The organism is Pseudanabaena mucicola FACHB-723 (assembly GCF_014696385.1).
Lineage (GTDB): Bacteria > Cyanobacteriota > Cyanobacteriia > Pseudanabaenales > Pseudanabaenaceae > Pseudanabaena.
Map to the genome: position 1 here is coordinate 220,800 of NZ_JACJQB010000001.1, position 25,388 is coordinate 246,187.

Annotated in this window: 22 protein-coding genes and 1 pseudogene; 9 read left to right on the plus strand and 14 right to left on the minus strand. The window is 42.6% G+C overall.

From position 1 onward, the window contains the following. Positions 1-104 precede the first annotated feature (104 nt). From H6F41_RS00965 to H6F41_RS00975, 3 genes are all read right to left on the minus strand, one after another. Complete coding sequence (locus H6F41_RS00965) at positions 105-722, minus strand: hypothetical protein (protein ID WP_190401589.1); 618 nt, start codon at positions 720-722, stop codon at positions 105-107. 1 nt (position 723) lies between these two features. Continuing rightward, entirely contained in the window at positions 724-2,778 is a 2,055-nt protein-coding gene (locus H6F41_RS00970; protein ID WP_190401590.1) for a DEAD/DEAH box helicase, read from the minus strand. A gap of 98 nt (positions 2,779-2,876) precedes the next feature. Then, on the minus strand, positions 2,877-3,200 hold the full coding sequence (locus H6F41_RS00975) for a helix-turn-helix domain-containing protein (protein WP_190401591.1): 324 nt from the start codon (positions 3,198-3,200) through the stop codon (positions 2,877-2,879). A gap of 305 nt (positions 3,201-3,505) precedes the next feature. Here H6F41_RS00975 and kdpA point away from each other — a divergent pair, with 305 nt between their 5' ends. The 5 genes from kdpA (at position 3,506) to H6F41_RS01000 (ending at position 9,378) form a co-directional block, all read left to right on the plus strand. Next, positions 3,506-5,203 carry a potassium-transporting ATPase subunit KdpA gene (gene kdpA / locus H6F41_RS00980; RefSeq protein ID WP_190401592.1) on the plus strand — a complete coding sequence of 566 codons (1,698 nt, stop codon included), beginning with the start codon at positions 3,506-3,508 and terminating at the stop codon, positions 5,201-5,203. Beyond that, entirely contained in the window at positions 5,200-7,281 is a 2,082-nt protein-coding gene (kdpB, locus tag H6F41_RS00985) for a potassium-transporting ATPase subunit KdpB (RefSeq protein WP_199288603.1), read from the plus strand. The genes kdpA and kdpB overlap by 4 nt, the downstream gene beginning before the upstream one ends. A gap of 22 nt (positions 7,282-7,303) precedes the next feature. Continuing rightward, positions 7,304-7,567: a potassium-transporting ATPase subunit F gene (locus H6F41_RS00990; protein WP_190401593.1), complete on the plus strand. Its 264-nt coding sequence runs from the start codon at positions 7,304-7,306 to the stop codon at positions 7,565-7,567. Positions 7,568-7,690: 123 nt separating this feature from the next. Then, entirely contained in the window at positions 7,691-8,281 is a 591-nt protein-coding gene (kdpC, locus tag H6F41_RS00995) for a K(+)-transporting ATPase subunit C (RefSeq protein WP_190401594.1), read from the plus strand. Continuing rightward, complete coding sequence (locus H6F41_RS01000; protein ID WP_190401595.1) at positions 8,278-9,378, plus strand: universal stress protein; 1,101 nt, start codon at positions 8,278-8,280, stop codon at positions 9,376-9,378. Before kdpC ends, H6F41_RS01000 begins: the two co-directional genes overlap by 4 nt. A 17-nt stretch (positions 9,379-9,395) precedes the next feature. On the opposite strand, the gene H6F41_RS01005 is transcribed toward H6F41_RS01000, so the two are convergent. From H6F41_RS01005 to H6F41_RS01035, 7 genes are all read right to left on the minus strand, one after another. Then, positions 9,396-9,836, minus strand: a complete 441-nt coding sequence (locus tag H6F41_RS01005) for a divergent PAP2 family protein (protein WP_190401596.1) — start codon at positions 9,834-9,836, stop codon at positions 9,396-9,398. 43 nt (positions 9,837-9,879) lie between these two features. Continuing rightward, positions 9,880-10,791, minus strand: a complete 912-nt coding sequence (gene crtE, locus H6F41_RS01010) for a geranylgeranyl diphosphate synthase CrtE (RefSeq protein ID WP_190401597.1) — start codon at positions 10,789-10,791, stop codon at positions 9,880-9,882. 113 nt (positions 10,792-10,904) lie between these two features. Then, on the minus strand, positions 10,905-11,771 hold the full coding sequence (folD, locus tag H6F41_RS01015; RefSeq protein WP_190401598.1) for a bifunctional methylenetetrahydrofolate dehydrogenase/methenyltetrahydrofolate cyclohydrolase FolD: 867 nt from the start codon (positions 11,769-11,771) through the stop codon (positions 10,905-10,907). 117 nt (positions 11,772-11,888) lie between these two features. Beyond that, positions 11,889-12,374 (minus strand): cytochrome b6-f complex subunit IV, encoded by a 486-nt coding sequence (gene petD / locus H6F41_RS01020; RefSeq protein ID WP_190401599.1) that lies wholly within the window; start codon positions 12,372-12,374, stop codon positions 11,889-11,891. Positions 12,375-12,460: 86 nt separating this feature from the next. Then, the gene (petB, locus tag H6F41_RS01025) at positions 12,461-13,108 is read right to left on the minus strand and encodes a cytochrome b6 (RefSeq protein ID WP_190401600.1); all 648 of its coding nucleotides are present in this window, start codon (positions 13,106-13,108) and stop codon (positions 12,461-12,463) included. A gap of 454 nt (positions 13,109-13,562) precedes the next feature. Beyond that, positions 13,563-14,330: an FHA domain-containing protein gene (locus H6F41_RS01030; protein WP_190401601.1), complete on the minus strand. Its 768-nt coding sequence runs from the start codon at positions 14,328-14,330 to the stop codon at positions 13,563-13,565. An 88-nt stretch (positions 14,331-14,418) separates the two neighbouring features. Next, the gene (locus H6F41_RS01035) at positions 14,419-15,690 is read right to left on the minus strand and encodes a vWA domain-containing protein (protein WP_190401602.1); all 1,272 of its coding nucleotides are present in this window, start codon (positions 15,688-15,690) and stop codon (positions 14,419-14,421) included. Positions 15,691-15,886: 196 nt separating this feature from the next. On the opposite strand from H6F41_RS01035, the gene H6F41_RS01040 reads away from it, so the two are divergent. After that, positions 15,887-16,777 carry a vWA domain-containing protein gene (locus H6F41_RS01040; RefSeq protein WP_190401603.1) on the plus strand — a complete coding sequence of 297 codons (891 nt, stop codon included), beginning with the start codon at positions 15,887-15,889 and terminating at the stop codon, positions 16,775-16,777. Between the two features lie 79 nt (positions 16,778-16,856). Here H6F41_RS01040 and H6F41_RS18860 read toward each other — a convergent pair whose 3' ends face one another. Next, positions 16,857-17,696 (minus strand): septal ring lytic transglycosylase RlpA family protein, encoded by an 840-nt coding sequence (locus H6F41_RS18860; protein ID WP_190401604.1) that lies wholly within the window; start codon positions 17,694-17,696, stop codon positions 16,857-16,859. A 460-nt stretch (positions 17,697-18,156) separates the two neighbouring features. Continuing rightward, on the minus strand, positions 18,157-18,681 hold the full coding sequence (locus H6F41_RS01050) for a hypothetical protein (RefSeq protein ID WP_190401605.1): 525 nt from the start codon (positions 18,679-18,681) through the stop codon (positions 18,157-18,159). A 99-nt stretch (positions 18,682-18,780) separates the two neighbouring features. Between H6F41_RS01050 and H6F41_RS01055 the strand changes: the two genes are divergently transcribed. Then, complete coding sequence (locus H6F41_RS01055; RefSeq protein WP_190401606.1) at positions 18,781-19,788, plus strand: glycosyltransferase; 1,008 nt, start codon at positions 18,781-18,783, stop codon at positions 19,786-19,788. A gap of 95 nt (positions 19,789-19,883) precedes the next feature. Beyond that, complete coding sequence (locus H6F41_RS01060; RefSeq protein WP_190401607.1) at positions 19,884-22,547, plus strand: sensor domain-containing protein; 2,664 nt, start codon at positions 19,884-19,886, stop codon at positions 22,545-22,547. Positions 22,548-22,569: 22 nt separating this feature from the next. On the opposite strand, the pseudogene H6F41_RS01065 reads toward H6F41_RS01060, so the two are convergent. After that, positions 22,570-23,370 (minus strand): annotated as a pseudogene (locus H6F41_RS01065) (thiazole synthase); the annotation flags it as partial. A 274-nt stretch (positions 23,371-23,644) separates the two neighbouring features. Between H6F41_RS01065 and H6F41_RS01070 the strand changes: the two are divergent. Beyond that, complete coding sequence (locus H6F41_RS01070) at positions 23,645-24,592, plus strand: F0F1 ATP synthase subunit gamma (protein WP_190401608.1); 948 nt, start codon at positions 23,645-23,647, stop codon at positions 24,590-24,592. 135 nt (positions 24,593-24,727) lie between these two features. Here H6F41_RS01070 and H6F41_RS01075 read toward each other — a convergent pair whose 3' ends face one another. Further along, the gene (locus H6F41_RS01075) at positions 24,728-25,027 is read right to left on the minus strand and encodes an HU family DNA-binding protein (RefSeq protein WP_190401609.1); all 300 of its coding nucleotides are present in this window, start codon (positions 25,025-25,027) and stop codon (positions 24,728-24,730) included. Positions 25,028-25,388 lie beyond the last annotated feature (361 nt).

The window sequence follows — 25,388 nt, forward strand, 5'->3', positions numbered from 1 at the left end:
TTGGTGATTACTTTTTCCATTTTTTTGAGTTGTAGTTAGTTCTATCTTTTTAAAGGATTATTTCTATTCTAATTAATCGCTTATTCCCTCCCTAGAGATTGCTCCTAAGTAAGATAGCGACATGGTGTTTCCCGATCTAATACATCAATCATATCCTCAATTGATAGCTTCTTATGAGTACCAACTTTAAAGGAGCATTGATCAGTATAAAAGACATCAAAATGGTTCAATGGATGATATGTAGCATTGGCATTTTTAGGATCATGATCAAACCTTATATAGCCATCTTCAAAGAAAAGAAGCTCTCTAACTAAATGCCAGATTTGCTTATCTGTATTTGCATTGGTATCAATATACTCAGCAAAATCAAGGATATCTGGAAAATCAAATTCTGATGAGAATATCGAGATAACGCTAGAAGTCACTGTACTGTCTATATTCTCAACATATACTGAACTAATAGAAAGGTCTTCTTCACTTTCTCTAATAACAAATGGGAAGCGAATTGAAAATATTTTTGCCTCAGATTCAAAGAATAACCTACTCATTTTCGAGACAAGCAGAGTAATTTCGCCCCCCTTACGGTTCGGATCAACGGGTACTTTTGAATTAATCAGCTTGACTGTCTTCATTAAAAGAAGAATAACATCACGCTTATCTCTAATAGGTGAAAAGAAATTGCTTAGCTCCCAGTTCCCAATATCAAAATTATGGCGCTTCATGCTAAGTACTAATTAGTTCATCTTTGTTCATCTTTTGGTAGAGATCCATTATGAGATCTGCAATTGGAAACTTGTTGTAGTCAATATTTTCTCCAGTCATAAGCTTAACAGTCTCATACAGACGTTTTTGTAAAGGTTGGGGTACATTTTGTTTCTCAAACTCTTGGTATATGTAGTCAATATAAGAGAGATTAGTATCGTTATAGTTAATTCGCATACGGAGCTTTTTCTTTTCATCATCAGAAGGTACATCGACTGAAAGAAATCCCTTGGAATTTATAGTCTCTAGACATTCTTCAATACATTGAAGAAGATTAGGCTCATTTAGTTCACCAGAAACAAGCAAATATGACTGAATAAATGAGCGTGTAAGCATCATGTAAAGAGAGTTTCGGTAATTTAGAGCGCTCATGATTTTGCCTGTTACACAAATAACGAACGGAAACTCTAGCCCTTTGACATTGTTACGATTACTAATAAATATTGCATCCTGTGAAGCTTGTTTTGTCTCGTAGGCTTTATTAACTTTCCAGCCAAGAGATTCTGGGATGGCACGCTCTAAATAATCTGCTGTTGCATAAGTTTGCGAACCTGAATTAATAAAGATGATTCCAATATCACTTGGTAATACTGTTGGATGAGATTGTTTAATCTCATTTAAGATTCTGATTATGGCTACAACTTCATTTTCGTTATCGCTTACCCCAGTTTTTACAATTGAAACACTTGGAATCCCTTCTTGCTTAAGGTCTTCAAATCTGCTCAAAGGCTCTCTAGTTAATGTGATCTGAGTATGTTCTTGATTATAATCAACAAGATAGCCACAGGCAGTCCACTCATTTTCTTCTAACCATCTAATTGGTGGAGACTCAAATAGACCCATCCCAATTGCATGAGCAAACATAAGTGTTCTAGGATCTGTTCTGTAACATTTACTTAGAAGATAATCTGGGTCAATATCTGAAATAATTACGACATCAAAAATACTTTGAAAAATATCACCAGCTATATAGACAGATTTTTTTGTTACCATTTCGCATAGGTCAAAGAATGATTCGGGAAAATCTTGACTTTCATCAATTAACATATAGTCAAAGGCATAACCAAATTCACTTAACTTATGCTCAGTCAACTGAGATATAGCTTGCTTACAGACGTAATCAAATGGCTGAGTTCTCGACCAAGGCAGAAACGTTATCCCATAGTACTTACAAATATAACTGTATGTTCCTGAATTTGCTTGAGCGTGAGATCCCCATGCATGAACGCACCACAATCTTTTTTCCCATTGGATTTGCTCTTCAACCTTCATAAAATCGAAGAAGTCAGGTATGCGAATACGAAGTTTGTCGGCTAGTATTTTATTGTGACAAGTAAAAATAATTCTATTTTCTTTACTTGATGTGTATAACTCCCGAAGCTTATGAAGTAATAGCTCCGTCTTTCCAGTTCCCGAAAGTCCTTGAATCAAAATCCTTTTTTTGTTTGGTTTTGTATAGATAAAGCGTGTCTGTTCACCATCAAAGAGGACTATTTTTTGTTTAATCTTATCAAGAATATTATCAGGGATATTTGCTTTTACTTTCTCTACATCATTGATGCTTCCAGTTAAAAGAGATATTAGAAGTTCAATGCTTCGCTTTTGCTTACTATCTATAACAGAATTCTCAGCAATAAACATATCGAGATCAAGCATTTCATCCGTATAATCATGTTCTGCAATAAGATTCTCTTTCCAATATCTAGCCCTTCCGATAATATCTTTGTATCTGTACTTATCTGCAATTGCGGCAAGATCTTCAAGGAAATCTTCACAAAATTCTTCAAATGAACTATTTGGTGAACCGAAGTTAATCAAGAGTATCTTGGTACTTGGCGTTAAAACTATTAAGTGGTTTGTGTCTTTATAAGAGTATTTACTATCACCCAAAGGTCTATCAATAACGTAGAATTGTTTCTTGCGAGTTTCTGCGTAATCCTCAACTTCATTTATGAAATCTGAATTAGATGAGTTCTTTTCAGCTTGCAAAAAGAAATAGCTGTTTCTTTTATTCATAGTCTTTATTACCAGTAATTATATTTTGATTAAAAGCCAGTTTAGTTAGTAGATATTTTAGCAACTATAGTCAAGTGATGGCTATCATCAAAAAACAACTAAGCAACTTTAGCTAAACCTCTTGTTTGGATTTTAATAGAAGCACTTTCTAAACTGCTAAAAGTAAACTCAGTCCTAAATCCGAGCTTATCTAACATTGAAAAAAGCATATCCAAAGTAAATTTATCAATTTTTCCATTCACAATATCAGATACACGCGGCTGAGTAACCGCTAACCTTTCAGCCGCTTCCTTTTGAGTCCAACCTTTATTTTCAATTATGTCTCGAATCATGATCGTCAAGTCAGCCTTCAAAACTGACTTACTAGCGACTTCAGGCTCCTCGATCGCATGAAACGGACTTTCGTAAAACTTGATCGACATAGTTTTGAATTACATATACCTAAAATACTAGTAAATTATATAAAATTTTATATAATAAGTCAAATATAGATTTAGCGATCGCCTGTGCACTTAACCATGAAATGGCGGGGCGATCGCTAACTAAACACCATCTAAACGCTATCTAAACAGCGCAATCTCGAAAGTGTTTAAAACCTATGCTTAAGTAAGCACAAGGATTCTAAACAAAAAGATATACCTTGTCAGAGTAGAGAAATAGGTTGATGATTTGACTATCACAGCAATTGCTTGATACTTCATCGACTCAAAAGGAAGCAGAAATTTCCATGCTACAAGGATGGATTCAGATAGGAATTACGCTGGTGCTGATTGTAGCGATCGCCCCGATTTTTGGGCGCTACATCGCAAGGGTTTTCTTAGGACAAAAGACTTTACTGGATAGAGCTTTGAACCCACTGGAGAGTTTGATATTTACTCTTAGTGGAGTTAATTCTCAAACGCAAATGACAGGTTGGCAATATGCCCGTTCGATTTTGTATAGCAATTTAGTAATGGCAATCATGCTATTCCTGATGCTCATGTTTCAGGGAGCCTTACCGCTAAATCCGACAGGCTTGAGCGCTCCTAGTTGGGATCTCGCTTTGCATACGACGATTTCCTTTATTACCAATACCAATCAACAACATTATTCTGGTGAAACTACCCTTAGCTACTTTACCCAGATGCTAGGTTTAGGATTTCTATTTTTCACCTCGGCGGGAACTGGAATTGCGGTAGCGATCGCCTTTATTCGAGGTTTAACTGGGCGATCGCTTGGTAATTTCTATAGAGATTTAACTCAGGCGATTACGAGAATCCTATTACCAATTAGCATTGTTGGAGCAATAATTTTTATCGCCGCAGGTGTTCCTGAAACCTTGTCAGCGCCTGTAATTGTTCCAACTTTAGAAGATGCAAATATCAGTCAGGCGATCGCGATCGGTCCAGTGGCGCATTTTGAGATCATTAAGCAACTCGGCGAAAATGGCGGTGGTTTTTTTGGTTCTAATTCTGCCCATCCCTTTGAGAATCCCAATGGCTTCACAAATCTGATTCAGATTTTGACAATGATTTCCATACCTACAGCGTTGATTTTTGCCTATGGCGAAATTGCCAATAGTCGCAAGCAAGCATGGCTGATATTTGGCATGGTGTTCACTCTTTATGTCATTTTTATTGCTGTAGCTGCCATTGGCGAATATCAGGGCAATCCTTTAGTAAATGCAGTATTAGGTTCGCAAAGTCCCAATCTAGAAGGAAAAGAAGTTCGCTTTGGTTGGGCGCAATCGGCATTATTTACGGTGACGACAACGGGAACGATGACTGGTGCGGTTAACTCAATGCATGATTCCCTAATGCCAAGCGGCGGCTTTATAACTTTATCGAATATGTTTCTACAAATTATATGGGGTGGGCAAGGAACGGGAACTGCTTATCTATTTGCCTATTCGATTTTGGCAGTATTTGTGACTGGCTTAATGGTGGGTCGAACTCCCGAATTTCTAGGGCGCAAGATTGAGAAGAATGAAGTGGTTTTGACGAGTTTTTTGATTTTGTTAATCCATCCTATTTTTATTCTCATTCCCAGTGCGATCGCCTTAGCATTTCCTGATCAGTTAGCTGGAATTAGCAATTCAGGATTTCATGGACTCTCACAGGTGGTTTATGAATATGCTTCGGCAGCCGCAAATAATGGCTCTGGATTTGAAGGACTAGCGGATAATACGCTCTGGTGGAATCTCAGCACTTCCGTTAGTTTGTTGGGTGGGCGTTATATTCCTTTAATTGCTTTATTGCTGTTAGCCGATGGCATATCGCGTAAGCAACCTGTGGCGATGACAACAGGAACATTGCGTACCGATACTGTTCTTTTTACGAGCGTTACCGCAGGCGTGATTTTAATTATGGGTGCATTGACTTTCTTTCCTGTATTGGCTCTTGGTTCAGTAGCTGAAGCTTTTTTGATTGCTAGAGGTGGCGTATGAATAATTCAACCAAATCGATGCCTAGCGGCACTCGCGACTCGCGTAAACATACGCCCAAAGCCTCAATGGTGGGACTTTATCAACGTGCTGTTCGTGATGCTTTCCGTAAACTTAATCCCAAGATTGCGGTGCGAAATCCTGTCATGTTTATGGTTTGGGTCGGTACAATTGTGACTTTGCTAGTTACAATCGATCCCAATCTCTTTGGAACAGTTAAAGGCGACCCCACTCAGGAGCGAATTCTCAACGGCTCAATTACGATAATTCTCTTCTTTACGGTAGTATTTGCCAACTTTGCTGAGGCGATCGCTGAGGGACGAGGTAAAGCGCAAGCCGACTCATTACGCACAACGCGATCGGACACGATCGCTCGTAAAATGCTTCCCGATGGCACAATTCAGCCAACTAGTTCTACAGAATTGCGGCGTGGTGACTTAATCAAAGTAGCGATCGGGGAAATGATTCCTGCCGATGGTGAGGTGATTGGGGGACTAGCCTCAGTCGATGAGTCCGCGATCACAGGCGAATCGGCTCCCGTTCTCAAGCAAGCTGGTACAGATATTTCCAGTTCAGTTACAGGCGGTACGCGCGTAGTTTCCGATGAATTAACAATCAAGATTTCGGCTGACCCCGGACAGGGGTTCATCGATCGCATGATTGCCCTAGTTGAAGGAGCCGAGCGCTCTAAAACACCGAATGAAATTGCATTGACGGTGCTGCTGACGGTGCTAACTCAGGTATTCTTAATTGTCGTCGCCACAATTACGCCGATCGCTAATTATGTAAATACACCCACCACGATCGCAATTTTAGTTTCTCTATTGGTTGCCCTGATTCCTACCACGATTGGCGGATTGCTCAGCGCGATCGGTATTGCAGGCATGGATCGTGTCGCTCAGTTTAATGTAATCGCCACATCAGGTCGCGCCGTTGAGGCTTGCGGTGATATCAATACTCTGGTGTTAGACAAAACTGGCACAATCACGCTGGGCAATCGCCTCGCTGATGAATTTATCCCTGCGAATGGACATACTCTGGCGGAAGTTGCCACGGTTGCTCTTGCTGCAAGCATTTTTGATGAAACTCCAGAAGGTCGTTCCATAGTTCAACTCGCGGAACAATCAGGAGCCGTTGTCAAATTTGATCGCAACCAAGCTAAAGGAGTAGATTTCTCAGCTCGAACTCGCATGAGTGGAACGGATTTGCCCGAAAGTATCGAAGTTCGTAAAGGCGCAGTGGATGCGATTCGTGGCTTTGTGCGATCGCGTTCTGGAAATGTTCCAGAAGAATTTGAAGCAGCCTATGAGAAAGTCTCAAGACTGGGCGGCACACCTTTGGGAATCTGTCAGGGTGGCGATCTCTATGGTGTGATCTATCTCAAAGATATTGTCAAATCAGGACTGCGCGAACGTTTCGATCAACTACGACGCATGGGTGTCCGCACAATCATGCTCACAGGTGATAACCAGATTACAGCTTCGGTGATTGCCGAAGAAGCGGGAGTTGATGATTTCATCGCTGAAGCCACACCCGAAGACAAGATCGAAGTAATTCGTCGAGAACAGTCTCAGGGCAAGCTAGTTGCCATGACAGGTGATGGAACCAATGACGCACCAGCCCTAGCCCAAGCAAATGTCGGTGTTGCCATGAACTCAGGTACACAGGCTGCCAAAGAAGCTGCAAATATGGTGGACTTGGATAGCGATCCGACTAAGTTGATTGATCTTGTAGCGATCGGTAAACAATTACTGATCACTCGTGGCGCATTGACCACTTTCTCGATCGCCAATGATATCGCCAAATACTTCGCGATCATCCCCACCATCTTTGCCACCGCAGGGATTGGCACTCTAAATGTAATGGGTCTAAAAAGTCCCCAATCGGCAATTCTCTCGGCTCTAATTTACAATGCCTTAATTATTCCTGCCTTAATTCCCCTTGCGCTCAAAGGCGTAAAATTCCGACCTCTTACTGCCGATCAGCTATTACAGCGGAACATTTTGCTGTATGGGCTAGGTGGTGTAATCGCTCCATTTATTGCCATCAAATTCATTGATATTCTCCTGCCAATTGCCTAATACAAAAAATGTCTCCACAACTATGAAAAAAACTACTTCCCACATTTCTCCAAGCTTCCCCATAGACGATCTTAGCGATCTCTGGCAACACTCTCTTAAACAGAAATATCCTATCTATCTGTTTCTAGCGATCTGCTTTAATCTCATCATTGCTCCTGCGGTCTATGCCGCCAATGCCGAAAGCTTCACTAAATTCCAAGCCTATGCTCTAGGACTTCTAGGAATTGTCACCTTTGCCTTCTCAATTTATCTATTTGTCGTCATGTTTCAGCCTGAGAAGTTTTAGTTTTGGGTTGTTAGCTGTTAGCGATTAGCTGTTAGCTAACAAACTTTAAAAAGCCAAAAGCTAAAAGCCAAAAGCTAAAAGCCAAAAGCCAATTACCAATCCCCAATTACCAATCCCCCAATTATGAACGAAATCATTAAATCTATCCGCGTCACCATTGTCCTTTGGGTACTCGTTGCTGTGATCTATCCTTTAGGAATGCTAGCGATCGCACAGTTGCCATTCCTCTCATATCAAGCCAATGGTAGCCTCATCCGCAATGCTCAAGAGCAAGTTATCGGTTCGTCTCTAATCGGACAACCATTTACAAGCGATCGCTATTTCCACAGCCGCCCCAGTACTACCAACTACAGCACCGCTGATCCGAAAGCAGATACAGCGAATATTCTCAAAACAGGTGTTTCAGGTGCAAGCAATCTCGCGCCAAGCAATCCTGACTTGCTAAAGAGAATTAAAACGGATATATCTAAACTCCAACAATCAGGAATCTCTCCAACTGCTGATTTGGTCTATACTTCTGGCTCTAGTCTTGACCCCCACATCACTCCTGAGTCTGCAAAGGCGCAAATTACCAGAATTGCTCAAGTCCGTAAACTTGAACCTAGCCAACTCGAGCAGCTAATCGATCAAAATAGCGATCGCCGTTTTCTCGGTATATTTGGTGAAGATGGTGTGAATGTTTTAAAGCTTAACTTGGCTTTAGATTCTTTATGATTAAAACCCATCGGCGCGGCAAACATAAGATATTCATTGGCATGAGTCCGGGGGTAGGCAAGACCTATCGAATGCTGGAGGAAGGGCATCGTTTAAAAGCTGAAGGTATTGATGTGGTAATTGGTTTACTCGAAACCCACAATCGGGCTGAAACTGCGGAAAAAGCTCAAGGTTTAGAGCTAATTCCCCGTCAACAGATTAATTGGGAATCAGTATCGCTCACAGAAATGGATACCGATGCAATCCTGAAGCGGCAACCACAACTCGCTCTAGTCGATGAACTAGCCCATACTAATGTCCCCAATACCGATCGCGAAAAGCGCTATCAGGATGTAGAGGTTCTACTCGAAGCAGGAATTGATGTCTATTCCACTGTAAATATTCAACATATTGAGAGCTTAAATGATACGGTCGCCAAGATTACAGGGGTGATCGTGCGCGAGCGCATCCCCGATCGCATTTTAGAAGATGCTGATGAAGTGGTGGTGGTTGATGTTACGCCTGAAACCCTTCAGGAACGGTTACGGGAAGGTAAAATCTACGCGCCTGAAAAAATCGATCAATCGCTAAACAACTTTTTTCAGCGTCGCCATTTAATTGCTCTAAGAGAACTAGCACTAAGGGAAATTGCTGACAATATCGAAGATGATCTAGAAGCTCACGATCAGTCAGGTTCGGCAACGAACCTCGTTTGTAATATTCACGAAAGGATTTTAGTCTGCGTTTCCACTTATCCCAATTCCCTTCAGTTGCTACGCAGGGGGGCAAGACTGGCTAATTATATGCACGCCCAGCTTTATATCTTATTTGTCGATGATCCCGATCGCTTTTTGACCAAAGCTGAAAGCTTACATATCGAGACTTGTGAACGTTTATGTAAAGAGTTTGACGGTACTTTTATTCGTGTGCGAGATAGCAATGCTTTAAGAGCGATCGTGGAAACGGCTCAAAACTATCGGATTACCCAAATTGTGATGGGTGAAAGCCAAAAGTCACGCTGGCAGATTTTGTTTAAGGGATCGCTGACGCAAAGGATTTTACGATTACTCAAAAATGTGGATATTCATATTATCTCAACGAGTAAAACGAAAGAATAATAATCAAGACGGCAAATTTACAAAAACCACCACATCAGCAAGACTCCCAAAATTGAGCCAGCCACAACCTGAGCGGGTGTATGTCCTAACAGTTCCTTGAGTGGATCATGCTCTTCTTCAAAAACTTCCACCATGATTTGATTGAGAACCTTAGCTTGCTTACCTGCGGCGCGGCGGATACCTGCGGCATCGTACATCACGATAAAAGCAAACACGGTTGCGATCGCAAATTGAGGCGTATCCCATCCTTGAGTGCGCCCAATACCTGTGGCTAGAGCCGAAACTAACGCTGAGTGAGAGCTAGGCATACCACCTGTTTCAAATAGCACCTTAAATCTCACCTTACGAAACTGAGCTAACTCAATAAATAGCTTCAGAATTTGAGCAGTTAGGCTAGAACATAGCGCAATTAGCAGAACGTGGTTATCAAGGATTTCGCCAACAGGATGGAGGTTCATATCAATTGCAGGAAGTAGTTCAAGAGAGAGTTTAAGCGAGAATTTAATTTTTGCGAGCAGTAATGTAATCCGCCAAAGCCATCAATGGCAAAGCTGCATCACCATAGCTAACCAGTTGAGCCTTAGCTTGCTCCACTAGTTCCTGAGCCTTTTGCTGAGAAGCTTCAATTCCCCACAGGCTAGGATAAGTAACTTTTTGGGCAGTTAAATCTTTGCCTGCGGTCTTACCAAGTTGCTCAGAAGTCGCTGTAATATCGAGGATATCATCGATAATTTGGAAGGCTAAACCAATGTTATTAGCATAGGTGGAGAGCCGATTGATGTCAGTATCATTTGCACCAGCAAGTAATGCCCCACAGATCACACAGGACTCCAACAGAGCAGCGGTCTTATGGATATGGATAAATGTGAGGGTTTCGGCAGTTACATCTTGCTTACCTTCACATTCGAGATCAACCACCTGACCACCGACTAGCCCCGTTGCTGCCACAGCATGACCAAGATTGGCGATCGCTTTTAAAATCCTTTCTGCAGGTACACCTTGAGTCTGTTCTGCAATATATTCAAAGGCATAGGCGAGCAATGCGTCCCCCGCTAAAATCGCAATGTCATCGCCATAAACCTTGTGATTGGTGGGTCTACCTCTACGAAAGTCATCATTGTCCATGGCGGGCAAATCATCATGGATGAGGGACATGGTATGTACCATTTCCATCGCACAGGCAGTGGGCATCGCGCTCGCAATTTCTCCTCCTAGCAATTCACAGGCTGCAAGACAGAGAATCGGACGTAAGCGCTTCCCCCCAGCCATAAGTGAGTAACGCATAGATTCATAAATTTTTTCGGGATAGGTAACGGCGATGGAGGCATCAAGGGCCGCTTCTACCTCTTGTTTGCGATCGCGTAAATACTTATCTAAATTGAAAGCTACTGATTGGGACGATGTTGGACGCATGACTTGACAATGGGTTTGACAATGATCTGGTGTCAGGAGTTGAGGGTTTGGAAATGTATTTAGGAATGTATTTAAAAACGTACCAGAATGTATATACTACAGTGCTTTAGGCTTTATTGTATAAATTTGCGGCGATAGCTACACACAGTATTGTGTAATAGCATCGTCACAGTCATTGGTCCCACACCACCGGGAACAGGGGTGATATGCGAAGCAACGGCACTTACACCCGCATAGTCCACATCCCCTACCAACCGAGATTTACCTGCATCATCAGTGACACGGTTAATTCCCACATCAATTACCACTGCATCAGGTTTGACCATATCGGCAGTAATCATTTCAGGTCTACCGATCGCTGCGATTAAGATGTCAGCCTTGCTTGTAATCTCTGCCAAATTTTTGGTGCGTGAATGCACAATGGTCACGGTGGCATTTTTTTCTAGCAACATGAGCGCCACAGGTTTACCGACAAGGATGCTACGACCAATCACCACCGCATTTTTGCCTGCGATGTCAATTTTGGCTTCGGCGAGTAACTCCATCACTCCTGCGGGGGTGCAACTGCGTAAGCCATCTTCGCCGCGCACCAATTTACCAAGATTATTCGGGTGTAAACCATCAGCATCTTTTTCGGGAGCTAAACGATTTAATAATGCGATCGCATCAAGATTTTCAGGTAGTGGCAATTGAATCAAAATGCCATCCACACGATCATCGGCATTTAGTTGATCAATAACTTGCTCTAATTCTGATTGGGTAACGCTTGCAGGAAAATGTTTGCCAAAGGAGGTAATCCCCGCCCGTAGACAGGCTGTTTCTTTGTTTTTGACATAGGCAGCACTAGCGGGATTGTCGCCAACCATCAGCACTGCTAGCCCCGGAGGACGACCATACTTTGCTTGGAGTTGTGCGACTTCTGCTGCGATCGCACTTTGCATTTTTTTCGCGAGAGCCTTGCCATCAATAATTACTGCCATCGATTTCTTTTGCAATTACCCAATAAACGCTAATACTTAAATGATTGTATCGTCTGATGTCATATCCAAAAAAAAGAGGTGGTGTGCAAAGCACACCACCTCTTTTTTTGATAGCGCTTAGAACAAGCCCAAGGTCAATGACTTGTCAATTGGCAAGGCGGAGCCAATACCCAAATAGAGGGTAAAAGCAGTACCAAACAAAAATACTGCCATCGCGACGGGACGACGGAAAGGATTTTGGAACTTGTTTACATTCTCAATGAAAGGAATGAGGATCAAGCCAACGGGAATCAAACTTTGAAGCAGTACACCCAAAAGCTTGTTAGGAACAATCCGCAAAATTTGGAATGCAGGATACAAGAACCACTCTGGCAAAATTTCCAAAGGAGTTGCAAAAGGGTTTGCAGGTTCACCAACAATAGTTGGATCAAGTACAGCCAAACCAGTAATCAAGGCGATTGTGCCAGTGATTACAACGGGGAACATGTATAGCAGGTCATTCGGCCAAGCTGGTTCGCCATAGTAGTTGTGACCCATGTTCTTTTCCAACTTTGCACGCAAAATTGGATCATTTAAATCGGGGAGCTTCTCAGTCTTTGCCATGTTATTGCTCTATTTATTATTGCGTTATGGTTTTCTAAAATTATCTAATAGGAAAATCCTAAAACTGGTGACTACGATAAGAAACCTTACAAAGGACCAGAAATACCTTGCTTACGAATCATCAAGAAGTGAGCAAGCATAAATACAGCAATCAACCAAGGCAATACAAAGGTGTGCAAGCTGTAGAAACGGGTAAGGGTTGCTTGGCCAACGCTTTGACCACCACGCAATAGCTCAACTAGGGTTCCACCAACGACAGGAATTGCATCGGGTACGCCAGATACGATTTTTACTGCCCAGTAGCCCACTTGATCCCAAGGTAGGGAGTAACCAGTTACGCCGAAGGTAACGGTGATCACCGCCAAAATTACGCCAGTGATCCAAGTCAATTCGCGAGGTTTTTTGAAACCACCAGTTAGATACACGCGGAAAACGTGCAAGATCATCATCAATACCATCATGCTGGCTGACCAACGGTGAACCGAGCGAATCAACCAACCGAAGTTAACATCGGTCATGATGTAGCGTACTGATTCAAAGGCTTCTGTTACGGATGGCTTGTAGTAAAAGGTCATCGCGAATCCTGTCGCGAACTGAATTAGGAAGCAAGTGAGGGTGATGCCACCTAGACAGTAAAAAATATTGACGTGAGGGGGAACGTACTTGCTAGTAACGTCCTCTGCGATCGCCCCCACTTCAAGGCGATCGTTAAACCAATCGTAAACTTTACTCATGTAATTGAAAAACCCAAGATTGCTGAACTAGTTAACAATTTTTTGATAGCTGTAACTTATTTTAATACTTATGATCAAGTGTAGGCAAACCTAAAGACGTTTTTTAACAACTTTCCCTAAGTTTATAAGTAGCTAGGCGCAATTAAATATAAAACTCTAAAACCTGTGGCGCACGCGCAGCGTGCGCCACAGGTTTTAGCTCTGGGTTTTAATTATATAGCAAAAAAATTTTGCTTAGGACATAAACCCAAGAATCGAGTGGCGGCGCTACGCGCCGCCACTCGATTCTTGGGTTTTGATTTTTTTCACTCTAGGCTAAGTTTTGCGCCAAAAATAGCTAGTGAGAAGTGTTTCCGTGCGGCGGCAACGTGAAGTTTTTAGTTAAGACAAACTCCAAAAACAGAGAGTTGCGGTGCAAAACACCGCAACTCTCTGTTTTTGGGGAGTTATATGGCTAAGGGTTGAATTGAAATATAAAGCTAACCTTGTCACCTTTGCCAAGGGAAATACGATCGCCTGCACGCAATTTATGGCGATTACCTGCGGGAAGTGGCAAGTTGTTGATGTAAGTACCGTTAGAACTGCCTGTATCTTCAAAAAAGAATGAACCAGCTTCCACTCGAATATCGGCATGAATGCGTGAAACAATATCGGAATCGGGAAATCCAGATACATCAATATCAGGTGGAATTACTGCATTAGGTTTGCCGATATGGACAACTGGTAAATGGGGCGGAATTTCGAGTGTTAGATTAGTTTGGACATGCAGTAAAGATGCCGAAAATTGCTGTAGTTGGGTTTTGAGTGCGGCATTGGCGGGTGCGCTTGCTTGTTCTGTCGGTGAAGGACTCTCTGTGGCAACGACAGCAATATTAGGGATTTCAGAGACAATATTTTCCTCGAAGTCAGGAATAGAAGTATCGTCACTATTACTTTGATCAGGGAAAGAATTGGTCATAGGGCTAGTAATGGGGTGAGGGACAAGAACTTCGGTGGATGGGGCAAGGTTTGTCGAGGGAATCGGAGGAGTGATACTCGGATTAACAATAGTTGCTTCGCTGAGGTTAAACCCGCAATGTCCACAAAATTTGGCATCTGACAATACAGACGAATGGCAATTTGGACATTGTATATGTTGCACAGTCGGTAATGGCGTAAAACAGGACTCGCAGTTTACGGCTCCAACGGGATTTGAATGGGCGCAATTAGGACAGGTGATCATAGGAGCGACTTAGACTAGCAGTTTATCAAATCTGACTCAGAGGTGATTCAGTGATATTTAATATCACTAAACATGAATCTGGAAGAAATCAAGAATTGTTAGGGGTTTGTAGTACAGTTTTGGAGGCAATTCGAGTTTTTTTGCGATCGGATTCGCTCAGGGTTGTACCTGTTTGCAAACGAGTGGCATTGTCTTGCAGGATTGTTGAGCCATGACGATCCCCCATTTGCAGAGCAGTTTTCGCAGCAGATTGTAACATTGTCGCAGCCCCAGCGCGATCTCCTGCTTGGAGTTTCTGTTCAGCAAGCTGTGTCTGACGATATTTAGCAAGGGCTAATAAGTGAGTCTGTACAACAGGATCGACTTGTGGTGTAAAGTCCTGTACCAGATTGGCAGTGATGGTTTCTGCGTCAGACAGGACATTGATTTGCCCAAGTGCAGGGATGTCATAGCGGACTTGGGCGGTCAAGATTGGCAGCATGGCACTGGGGCTAGTGGCGGTAAAACCTTGGGGATTTATGTAGAGATTGCATAGAATGACTCTCTCCACATCGGTCATCAAGTCACCGATTCGCACAATGATTGCATCGCCTTCGGCCTGATAGTTTAACTCGATCGTATCGGGGGCAACCTGTGCGATCGGCTTTAGTTCCGCTAGCCTGACATGGGGGGCAAGTTGCAAAATCAAATAGGCATTAGTTAGACCGACTGCCTGTACCCGTTTTAATAGTTTCTGAAATTCCGCGCCTGCAGCCGAGGGTGAAGGAATATACGCCATTGCGCCGCCACCAGCATCGGCAATTTGTTCTAGTACATCTTGATTCCAGCTATCCCCAAAGCCGAGGCTGTGCAAAGTCATGTTGTACTCCGTGGCGAGGCGCGAGAACTGAAAGCAACGGTCATTATTGCCATGCTCATTTTCGCCATCGGTCAGCAAAAAAATTTGACTAATTCTACCATCTTTGCCTTTAGAGCTTTCTTGTAAACCTAGCTTAATGCCGTCGTCAATACATGTGCCCCCAGACGCTTTTAGCGATTTAATCTTGTTTTTGATGACTTCGCTGCGATCAATTGATTGATTTTCGACAACCACATGGGCTTTGTGATCAAAGCCAATCACACTAATCCGATCTTCGGGGTACATCTGATCGATGAGGTCACAGGCGGCTTGTTTGACTGTCTCTAGGGGTTGACCACCCATCGAGCCGCTATGGTCTAGGACTAGACAAAGATTGAGAGGGGCATTATTCCCATCAGTTGCAGTATTTGCTGACACTGCGATCGCAATTTGCCTCTGACTATTGCCTTGATTGCTATCCAGATTGCGATCGCTGAGTTTACAGGTCAAATTTATGCTCATTTAAGTCACTATCGCTAAGGTTTCATCAATTGCTTTGAAGGTGGGAGGTAGAACAAGGCCAATATCACAGTTTATCGGCAAACCGAGGGGTTTGATCATGTGTTCTCATGATCAAACTAGGCAGATTTAGCGGATTAACTTTGCTAGACTTAGGTCATTCTTGAGACATACTACATAAGGAATCGGGTAAGTTTATATGCCTTACTCAGCAGAGATCAGCCGCCGTCAGCCCAGTTGTTTCTTATTTCTCATCGATCAGTCAGGATCGATGGCTGATGCTTTTGCTAGTAATAGTGCTAGTAAAGGGACAAGCAGAGGCGTTAATGAAAGTTTACACAAAACCAATGAGCCAATTCAAAAGGCAAAGGCAGTTGCCGATGCTGTCAATCGACTGCTGGATTCATTGGGGCAACGTTGCGTTAAGGGTAATGAGATCTATGACTATTTTGATGTAGGTGTAATTGGTTATAACAGTGAAGTTGCTTCGGCACTAACGGCAATCACTGGGGAAAGTGCGATCGCACCCATTGGCAAGATTTATGAAAATCCGACTGAGTTAGAAAAACGCGCTCAAAGGCTTCCCGATGGTATGGGTGGGTTGGTTGAAGTTTATAATGACTTTCCCATTTGGTTTAAGCCTGTTGCCAATGGTGGCACAGCTATGTGTAGTGTCTTTGCGATGGCGCGAATTTTGCTAGAGGAATGGATTGAAAAGCATCCCAATAGTTATCCACCAACGATTATTAACATTACTGATGGTGAGTCTACTGATGGCGACCCTACCGAAGAAGCAACGGCTCTCAAAAAGTTGACTACCTCAGACGGTGCGGTGTTGCTCTACAACATTCATCTGTCCGCAGAATATACACAACCCGTATCTTTCCCAAGTACGGTGGAGGTATTAAGTGATCCCTATGCAAAGTTGATGTTTGAAATATCGAGTCCATTGCCTTACTCTGCCCAAAAAGCGGCGGAGAAGGAAGGTTACAAAATTGCCCCTGATGCTAGGGCTTTTATGTTCAATGCTGACCCTGTCAAGCTGATTCAGTTTCTCGATATCGGCACACGTACTGAAAATTTACGCTAACGGTAATACCTCTACTAAAAAGCGGCACATAGTGCCGCTTTTTTCGTTTAGCGCACAAGCAGCGTACGTCACAAGTTACTTAATAGAAACTTTCGTTATTGGCAGAGACTAAAACTGCGGCAGTAATTGGGACAACTCCTACTTCATCACTATTTAATGCGATCGCAGCGGCATGGGACAAGTCTAAATTGCGATCGCCAAAATATGGTCCACGATCATTAATTCTGACGACAACTGACTTGCCATTACTTTGATTGGTCACCTTGAGGTAAGTATCAAAGGGCAAACTAGGGTGCGCGGCGGTAAAATCCTGCTGTTCAAACTGTTCCCCTGAAGCGGTTTGTCTACCTTGGAAATAGGGACCATACCAAGAGGCAATCCCATTAATCTCCTCGCCTGTGTATGCCAACCGATACATTTGTTGTTGCGCTTCGACCAAAGTTAATGGCTCAGCCCCTGTGGACACTCGCAGATTATTGATCCATTGGGTGAGATTGAGTGAAGCATTTGCCACCTCACCTTTAGCAACTTTGAACAGGATTGCATCTTTATATTTGCCAATGTATTCATTATTTATAACTATTGGCTCTAGGTAATCAGGATCAAAATCTGGAGCATTCATGATTACTGATAACTTGGTTGCGGTAATCATGGCGTTAGGTAAATCTTTAACTACAAAAGTAGGCTGATTATTTACCATAACCATCCATTCATTCATTGAATTAGCCTTAAAATCAATGATGTGTTTAGGCTTATTTTGATTGGATAATTGTTTGTCTTTAGTCGGATTTTCTTGCTGTGCGACTAGAGCTTTAGAGATATCAAGCTGAGCAATAACTGTAGTTAAGTCTATTGGTAATGAAGCACTAGAAAGAATTGTACTGAGGGATATAACCCAGAGTACGGATGAGTTAGGCATATATTTTCGTTGATTTAATAATATAGATGCTTGTAGTTTTAGTATTTGCAAATAGGCTTTTCCGAAAGACCATTGATTGCAAATTCATAAAAAAGAACTTTATTTAAATGGTGAATCAATTTTTAAGCATGTATAGCTTGGATATGGGGTGAATACACTTAAAAACAACAACCGCTCTTTAACCTACGATATTAGTGGGGATCATAAATCATCCTTGAGAAGTAGATAGAATGAACTACATCTAATCCGCTTCAATCATATATCTGTTAATTTGCTGATTATTGGATTTGGATTTGAGTTGGTGTGATCCCCGCATAAATTTGCGATCGCAAGTTGCAATCTATATCTATTAATTGTTTGACGCATTCATCGTCTTCAAGAAATATGCGCTTAAAAAAGCGAGTTTACCGAAAAAATCGGACTCGTTATCCAAACATTAAGTTATGCAAAAATGTATTAATTAGTCAGACAAAAGCAGCAAAAACATGATTCCAGTTAACAATCCGTAAACTGCACCGATGGTTAGGGTTAAAAAATAGCCGAGATCCCTAATCAATAGTCTGCCGAGCATGACACTGGCATACCAACTCACGGTAGTAGCGAGGATCCACCATTCGGCGTGGTTAAATCTTTTCTTGAGTAGAAACCACTGTGCTAAGCCTGTAGACATGCCTCGTAAACAGGCATATATCGCCACCAGATCAATAGCATCGCCATAGGTTATGGCTAGCTGAAAACTTGCCATCATACTGATCCGTCCCCCCACAGTGCCACCGATCAACGTTGCCCATAGCCATCCCATCCCATCGAGTTGTTTTCTGAGCTGTTTTCTGATCACGAGCCACTGTGCCATCCCCATTGTCATACTCATCACGGCAAAACTGCTCCATACCCCCAGATCACCTGCAATGTAATCGGTGACAAAGCCACTAATAAAGCCACCGATGGAATAACTGAGTGCCGTAGCAACGATCCAAAGCGGCATAAATTGCCAAAGCCACTTTTTTACGGTTTTTTTTACGGTTATCGCTTTTGACCTAAACTTATTTGACAAAGGTTTGCGCCTGATATTTGAGCCTAACAAATGAGAAGACTATACTTTTTGCTGCCGGGAACTACAAATAAATTTGCCTGTGGGGGCTTGTGGGCAGAAATAAAAACTATGGAACTAGCAAAAACTGTTGTCTCTGCGGAAATAGTGACCTATCGGCAACGAGAAAAAAATCATCTGTGGCTCAAGGATCTATTGCAAGCTGAGGATGCTGCACAGCAATTGCAGGATGTAATTTTTGTGGTTAGTTGGGGTTTTGATGTGCCAAAACTTGTTCCCAAACTAAAAAGGTTTAATGTGATTTACCATGCCCATAGCGCCGAATATGGGTTTCGGTTACCTGCCAGTGTGCCAATTATTACGGTTAGCCGCAACACCATGGGCTACTGGGGACAGCGTTCCCCCCATTCTTTGATTTACTATCTCCCCAATGAAATTTCTGGTAAATTTCATAATCAACATCGCGATCGCAATATTGATGTATTGGTGCAAGCAAGAAAATCTTCGCACTATTTGATGCAGCAATTAATTCCTGCCTTGCAAAAACAATGTCGCGTGGAAGTAGTCGATCGCTATGTCGATGATTTAGAAACTTTATTTAATTCGGCAAAGGTTTATTTGTACGAATCGGCGGAATATTGGGCAGTGCAGGGAGTGACCGAAGGGTTTGGGCTGCAACCGATGGAGGCACTTGCCTGCGGTTGTCAAGTGTTTTCGAGTGTTAATCATGGCCTGTCGGACTATCTCGATCCTGCCTTTAACTGTTACAAAATTGCAGGTTACTCCCAAGGGTTTGATACGCAAAGGATCTTACAAGCACTGCATAGCTCTCAAAAACTGACCTTATCAACTAATGTATTGGATGAATATCGTGCTGAAAATATCATTGCGCGACTGCAAGTAATTTTGGAAGAACTAAATGAGTTTTTTGATTACAAGCAAATCTATCGAGGGGATATTGCGGACTTGAGCTATTGGCAAATTATGAAATTGCGATCGCAAAGAATATTTGCCAAAGCTCGACAGAAGTTTAAAGCTTAGAAAAGCTTGATATTAGATCGGTGCTGTAAAATTTGGGAGGGGGAGTAAAAACTTTGAGGTGTAGGCAAAATAATACCCACCTAAAAATCTAAATCATGAATGAGTTAGAAATTTTACAGTCGAATATCATTGAGTTAAAAGCGGAAAATTGCCGATTAAGAGAGCAGTTATCAGAATTTGTTAGCACAAACTCAGCTTTTGATCTAGGTGGGAAGTTAATTGCCGATCTAGCGCAAAATATTGTCGAAAACTTGCATACAGCGATCGTGGTTCATGCTCCTGACACCAAGATTTTATTTGCCAATAAATCCGCAGCCAAAATATTAGGACTAATTCAATCGGAACTAGCGGGCAAGTATGTTACCGATCCAGATTGGCATTTCTACCATGGTGATGGTCGCTTGATGGGGCTAGACGACTTTCCTGTTAATAAAATATTGCGAGAAAAACAACCTCTCCAAAACTATGAAATGGGTTTGTATCGCTCTGATATCGATGATATGGTCTGGGCGATCATCAATGCCTATCCTGAGTTTGATTTGCAAGGCGAAATTAAGCACATCGTGGTTACTTTTGTCGATATTACACAGCTCAAGCAAACTGCGATCGCATTGGGAGAGAGTGAAAAACGCTATATTGCTCTCAACGCAGAGCTAGAGAGGACTCGCAATTTTCTCCAAAGCACAATTGATCATTTGCCTGTGGCTGTCTTTGTCAAGGATGGCAAACCAGAAACTTTTGGGCAAATGTTGCTCTGGAATCGGACTAGTGAAGCGCTGTTTGGTTTATCCGCAGAAGAGGCAATTGGTACAACGGTCTATGATCAGTTTCCCAAAAAACAGGCTGACTTTTTTCATCAAAAAGATCTAGATGCTTTTGCCAACCAGTCGATCGAGGATATTCCTGAAGAACCTGTAGATAGCCATAGTTTAGGCAGAAGAATTTTGCATACAGTCAAGGTACCTCTCTATGACTGTGAGCAACAGCCGCAATACTTACTATGCTTTGCCGAAGACATAACTGAGCGCAAACAGTCAGAAACAGCATTGCGAGAGAGCGAAGAAAAGTTTCGCCAAATGGCAGAAAATATCCAAGAAATATTTTGGATGGTAAAGCCTGATTTCTCAGAGTTTATCTATATCAATCCTGCCTATGAGGCGATTTCAGGGCGTACCTGTACCAGTATTTATGCAGACCCCAAATCCTTTTTTGATGCGATTTATATAGAGGATCGCAAAATTGCGATCGCAACCGCCAAGGAACATGCTCATGTGGGATGGAGTATGGAATATCGGATTGTCCAACCCAATGGCGAAATCCGATGGTTGTTTGAACGTGCCGCGCCAATTTTCAACGATCTAGATGAACTGCAAAGTATTGTTGGCATTGGACAAGATATTACTGACCGTAAATTTACTGAAGAGCAACTAATTCATCAAGCCTTTCACGATAGTTTGACAGGCTTACCCAATCGCGTCTTATTTCTAGATCGCCTAGAAATGGTACTCAAAAAATCAAAACGAGTTACTAATCATCTGTTTGCGATCCTCTTCATTGACTTAGATCAATTTAAAGTGATCAATGACAGTTTGGGGCATCTGGTTGGCGATCTCCTATTAGTAGAGGTTGCCAAGATCCTTGAAAAATCGGTGAGATCCTTTGACACCGTGGCAAGACTTGGCGGCGACGAGTTTACGATTTTGCTTGATGACATTGCTAATCTTCAAGAAGCCATTAATGTCTCTGATCGGATTCATGCCCAACTGCGATCGGAAATTGCGATCGGTACGCACACAATTTTAGCTAGTGCCAGTATTGGCATCGTGATTGGTTCCCATGCCTATGAACAGGCTAATGATCTATTGCGAGATGCCGACATCGCTTTATATAGAGCCAAAGAAAAGGGTCGGGATTGTCATGCAGTCTTTAATCGCTCTATGTATGACCTTGTTGTGAGCCGATTACAACTAGAAAGTGAATTGAGGCAAGCAATCGAGCGCCGAGAATTTTTGGTCTATTACGAGCCAATCGTTTGCTTGAAGACCATGCAATTAAAAGGATTTGAAGCCTTAGTGCGTTGGCAACATCCCATCAGAGGCTTACTCACCGCAGGAGAATTTATCCCTGTTGCTGAAAATACTGGTCTCATTGTTGATTTAGGTAAGTGGGTATTACACAACGCTTGCTATCAGTTAAAACTATGGCAAGACCAGTTTCCGTCCCTTGACTTGACAATCAACATAAATCTATCGGGCAAGCAACTTAGAGATCCGAATATTGTGGATACGATCGATGCCGTATTGCAAAAATCTGGACTTGCCACAAGTTGCTTAAATCTAGAAATCACAGAGACTTTATTAATTGAAAATACGGAAATTGCCGTTAAAGTCTTCCAAGAATTGCGAGCTAGAAATATCCATTTAAGTCTGGATGACTTTGGCACAGGTTACTCTTCGCTGAGCTATCTCCAAAAATTTCCTGTCAATACGATCAAAATTGATCGATCATTCATCAGCCAAATCCATGGCGAAGAATCCGATCGCGATCGCAATATCGCCATTGTCAAAGCAATCATTGCCCTTGGTCATGCCATGAATATCAAAATCATTGCCGAGGGCATTGAGCTGCCAGAACAAATAGTGCAACTACAAGCGTGGGACTGCGACTTTGCCCAAGGGTACTTCTTCTCGCGTTCCCTATCAGTTCAAGTTGCAACCAACTTACTAGACAAAGCAGCGCAAAACGCCGCCTTGTTTTAGTTGATCGTGTTTGAGATTGGGCTTAGCTGACAAGCCCCGTTAATGGGGAACTGGCACTAGCATAGGCTTTAACAGGAATTCGACCCGATAAATATGCTGCCCGCCCCGCCTCAGTCGCCATTCCCATGGCTCGCCCCATCGCCACAGGATTATTTGCACAGGCAATCGCGGTATTAATTAACAAAGCATCTGCACCAAATTCCATCGCCGCCGCCGCTTCACTAGGCACGCCAATACCTGCATCAACGACAACAGGGACTTTAGACTCTTCAATAATGATTTTGATGTTGGCAGCATTATTAATGCCTTGCCCCGAACCAATTGGCGAACCGAGAGGCATCACCGTTACGCAACCAATTTCTTCAAGGGTTTTCGCCAAACGTGGATCAGCATTGATATAGGGTAGTACCGCAAAACCTTCTTTAACCAATTGTTCCGCCGCCTTGCAAGTCCCAAGCGGATCAGGCAACAAATATTTGAGATCGGGAATTACTTCCAGCTTCACAAAATTATTATCTTCTTGACCCAAAATTTTTGCCATCTCACGTCCCAATCTTGCCACACGCACCGCTTCATCAGCAGTCTGACATCCCGCAGTATTGGGCAACAGCCAATATTTGCTCCAGTCAATCGCTTCAGCTAACCCTTCATGTCCTGCGGCATTGGTTTGCACACGTCGCACTGCCACAGTAACAATTTCACAACCACTAGCGATGAGGGCCTGACGCATCACATCGAAGTTAGTATATTTCCCTGAGCCAGTCATTAAACGCGATCGGAACTTACGCCCCGCAATTTCAATCAGATCGTCCGAGGACTCAGTAATATCAGATATTTGGCTATTTGTTGTAAAAATTGGGTTAAAGGAAGGGGAGGAGGCGATCATAGCAAAGGATTAAAAGGTTATTTTGCAGATTTTTGACAATAGATCTACGTCAGCAGATTTATTACTATGCTAATCAATTTCAAGGATATACATTAGTTTGCGGTTTGAAGGCGCAGTTTTTTATTAAGATACTTACTTAGGATACTGTAAGTGTCTTCTGTGATATATCAAATTTTCCATAGTATTCAATAGCAAGTAGCAATTTAGTTTCATGGCTAACCTCAAATCTATCCGCGATCGCATCGGCACTGTTAAGAATACTCGCAAGATAACTGAAGCAATGCGTCTTGTCGCCGCCGCAAAGGTCAGACGCGCTCAGCAGCAAGTTTTGGCAACCCGTCCTTTTGCTGATCGCCTCGCTCAAGTTCTCTATCGTCTTCAGCAGCGCATCACCTTCGAGGATGTCAGCTTGCCTCTACTAGATAAGCGTCCTGTAAAAACTGTTGGTCTTCTGGTAATTTCAGGCGATCGTGGTCTTTGTGGTGGCTATAACTCAAATATTATCCGCCGCGCTGAAGCCCGTGCCAAAGAACTAAAGGAACAAGGTATTAATTACACCTTTATTCTGGTCGGTCGTAAAGCGGCTCAGTATTTCGCGCGTCGTGATCAACCGATCGCCGCGACTTTTACGAACCTTAATCAAATTCCCAACGCATCTGAAGCAAACAAAATTGAAGACGAAATTACCTCAGCATTTTTGGCTGGCGTGATCGATCGTGTTGAATTGATTTATACCCGTTTTGTATCTCTAATTAGCTCACGTCCTGTAATCCAAACCTTGCTGCCCCTTGAGCCTCAAGGTCTAGAACCTCAAGACGACGAAATTTTCCGCCTGATTACTCGTGGTGGTAAATTCCAAGTTGAGCGCGAAAAGATGGAAATCACGGTTAAGGAACTGCCCAAAGAATTGATTTTTGAGCAAGAGCCTGAGCAAATTTTGGATGCTTTATTGCCTCTCTACCTCAGCAATCAAATTCTGCGTGCCTTGCAAGAATCTGTAGCTAGTGAACTAGCTGCACGGATGACAGCTATGAACAACGCTAGTGAAAATGCTGGAGACCTCATCAAGGTTTTAACTTTGCAATACAACAAAGCTCGTCAAGCTGCGATTACCCAAGAAATTCTCGAAGTTGTTGGTGGTGCGGCTGCGCTTACATAAATAATTTCTAAGTAGCTAGGCTCAAAGACCAGTGGCGCACAGCGTGCGCCACTGGTCTTTGCTTTAGGCTTGAGCGTAAAGCGCGAGTACAAAAAAGAGGCGGCGCATTGCGCCGCCTCTTTTTTACAAAGCAAATTAGTCGGAAGGAGGGCTAACTTGCTCTTTGAAAGACTTGCCAGCAGAGAATGCAGGTACTTTGGTGGCGGGGATTTCCATCTTTTCGCCAGTCTTAGGGTTACGACCTTCTCTGGCTTTGCGATCGCGAGCTTCAAAGGAGCCGAAGCCTACCAAAGTTACTTTTTCGCCGCTAGCAACAGTATCGATGATTACTTCAAGGGTGGCAGAAAGAACTTCATCAGCAGTTTTTTTGTTTACTGACAAGCCCTTTTCGGCAGCTTTTTTAGCAATAGCATCAACTAGTTCACCTTTATTCATAGGTTTCCCCTTATATATGGATGAGTTAAATGTCAAATTAAAATCAAAGTCAAAGCCATGTGATCGCTTTCGACGAAACCTTGACTGACTATGACTTGTGATTGTTCATTCTAATAGCAACTTGCCACTTGTGTATATACACAACGTTTATTTTGTATGGTTTTGAGCAGTTTTTTTTAATTACTTATTGGCTTGATTCTTATCTGAATCCCCAAAACCCTTGACTGGTAAAGCATTTCAGGATCGCAACCTGTTGTTGCAATAGTGTAACGCATACAGGGTAAGCACTTCACAAAAGTTCAAGTTTTTTTGGAAATGTCATGATATATCTCTTCACTCTTGCCAATAAAAATAAAAAACA

What these genes read in the sequence shown, in the direction of transcription:
- H6F41_RS00965 (WP_190401589.1), bottom strand. Translation starts at nt 722, where the DNA reads ATGAAGCGCCATAATTTTGATATTGGGAACTGGGAGCTAAGCAATTTC.
- H6F41_RS00970 (WP_190401590.1), bottom strand. Translation starts at nt 2,778, where the DNA reads ATGAATAAAAGAAACAGCTATTTCTTTTTGCAAGCTGAAAAGAACTCA.
- H6F41_RS00975 (WP_190401591.1), bottom strand. Translation starts at nt 3,200, where the DNA reads ATGTCGATCAAGTTTTACGAAAGTCCGTTTCATGCGATCGAGGAGCCT.
- kdpA (WP_190401592.1), top strand. Translation starts at nt 3,506, where the DNA reads ATGCTACAAGGATGGATTCAGATAGGAATTACGCTGGTGCTGATTGTA.
- kdpB (WP_199288603.1), top strand. Translation starts at nt 5,200, where the DNA reads ATGAATAATTCAACCAAATCGATGCCTAGCGGCACTCGCGACTCGCGT.
- H6F41_RS00990 (WP_190401593.1), top strand. Translation starts at nt 7,304, where the DNA reads ATGAAAAAAACTACTTCCCACATTTCTCCAAGCTTCCCCATAGACGAT.
- kdpC (WP_190401594.1), top strand. Translation starts at nt 7,691, where the DNA reads ATGAACGAAATCATTAAATCTATCCGCGTCACCATTGTCCTTTGGGTA.
- H6F41_RS01000 (WP_190401595.1), top strand. Translation starts at nt 8,278, where the DNA reads ATGATTAAAACCCATCGGCGCGGCAAACATAAGATATTCATTGGCATG.
- H6F41_RS01005 (WP_190401596.1), bottom strand. Translation starts at nt 9,836, where the DNA reads ATGAACCTCCATCCTGTTGGCGAAATCCTTGATAACCACGTTCTGCTA.
- crtE (WP_190401597.1), bottom strand. Translation starts at nt 10,791, where the DNA reads ATGCGTCCAACATCGTCCCAATCAGTAGCTTTCAATTTAGATAAGTAT.
- folD (WP_190401598.1), bottom strand. Translation starts at nt 11,771, where the DNA reads ATGGCAGTAATTATTGATGGCAAGGCTCTCGCGAAAAAAATGCAAAGT.
- petD (WP_190401599.1), bottom strand. Translation starts at nt 12,374, where the DNA reads ATGGCAAAGACTGAGAAGCTCCCCGATTTAAATGATCCAATTTTGCGT.
- petB (WP_190401600.1), bottom strand. Translation starts at nt 13,108, where the DNA reads ATGAGTAAAGTTTACGATTGGTTTAACGATCGCCTTGAAGTGGGGGCG.
- H6F41_RS01030 (WP_190401601.1), bottom strand. Translation starts at nt 14,330, where the DNA reads ATGATCACCTGTCCTAATTGCGCCCATTCAAATCCCGTTGGAGCCGTA.
- H6F41_RS01035 (WP_190401602.1), bottom strand. Translation starts at nt 15,690, where the DNA reads ATGAGCATAAATTTGACCTGTAAACTCAGCGATCGCAATCTGGATAGC.
- H6F41_RS01040 (WP_190401603.1), top strand. Translation starts at nt 15,887, where the DNA reads ATGCCTTACTCAGCAGAGATCAGCCGCCGTCAGCCCAGTTGTTTCTTA.
- H6F41_RS18860 (WP_190401604.1), bottom strand. Translation starts at nt 17,696, where the DNA reads ATGCCTAACTCATCCGTACTCTGGGTTATATCCCTCAGTACAATTCTT.
- H6F41_RS01050 (WP_190401605.1), bottom strand. Translation starts at nt 18,681, where the DNA reads ATGCCGCTTTGGATCGTTGCTACGGCACTCAGTTATTCCATCGGTGGC.
- H6F41_RS01055 (WP_190401606.1), top strand. Translation starts at nt 18,781, where the DNA reads ATGAGAAGACTATACTTTTTGCTGCCGGGAACTACAAATAAATTTGCC.
- H6F41_RS01060 (WP_190401607.1), top strand. Translation starts at nt 19,884, where the DNA reads ATGAATGAGTTAGAAATTTTACAGTCGAATATCATTGAGTTAAAAGCG.
- H6F41_RS01070 (WP_190401608.1), top strand. Translation starts at nt 23,645, where the DNA reads ATGGCTAACCTCAAATCTATCCGCGATCGCATCGGCACTGTTAAGAAT.
- H6F41_RS01075 (WP_190401609.1), bottom strand. Translation starts at nt 25,027, where the DNA reads ATGAATAAAGGTGAACTAGTTGATGCTATTGCTAAAAAAGCTGCCGAA.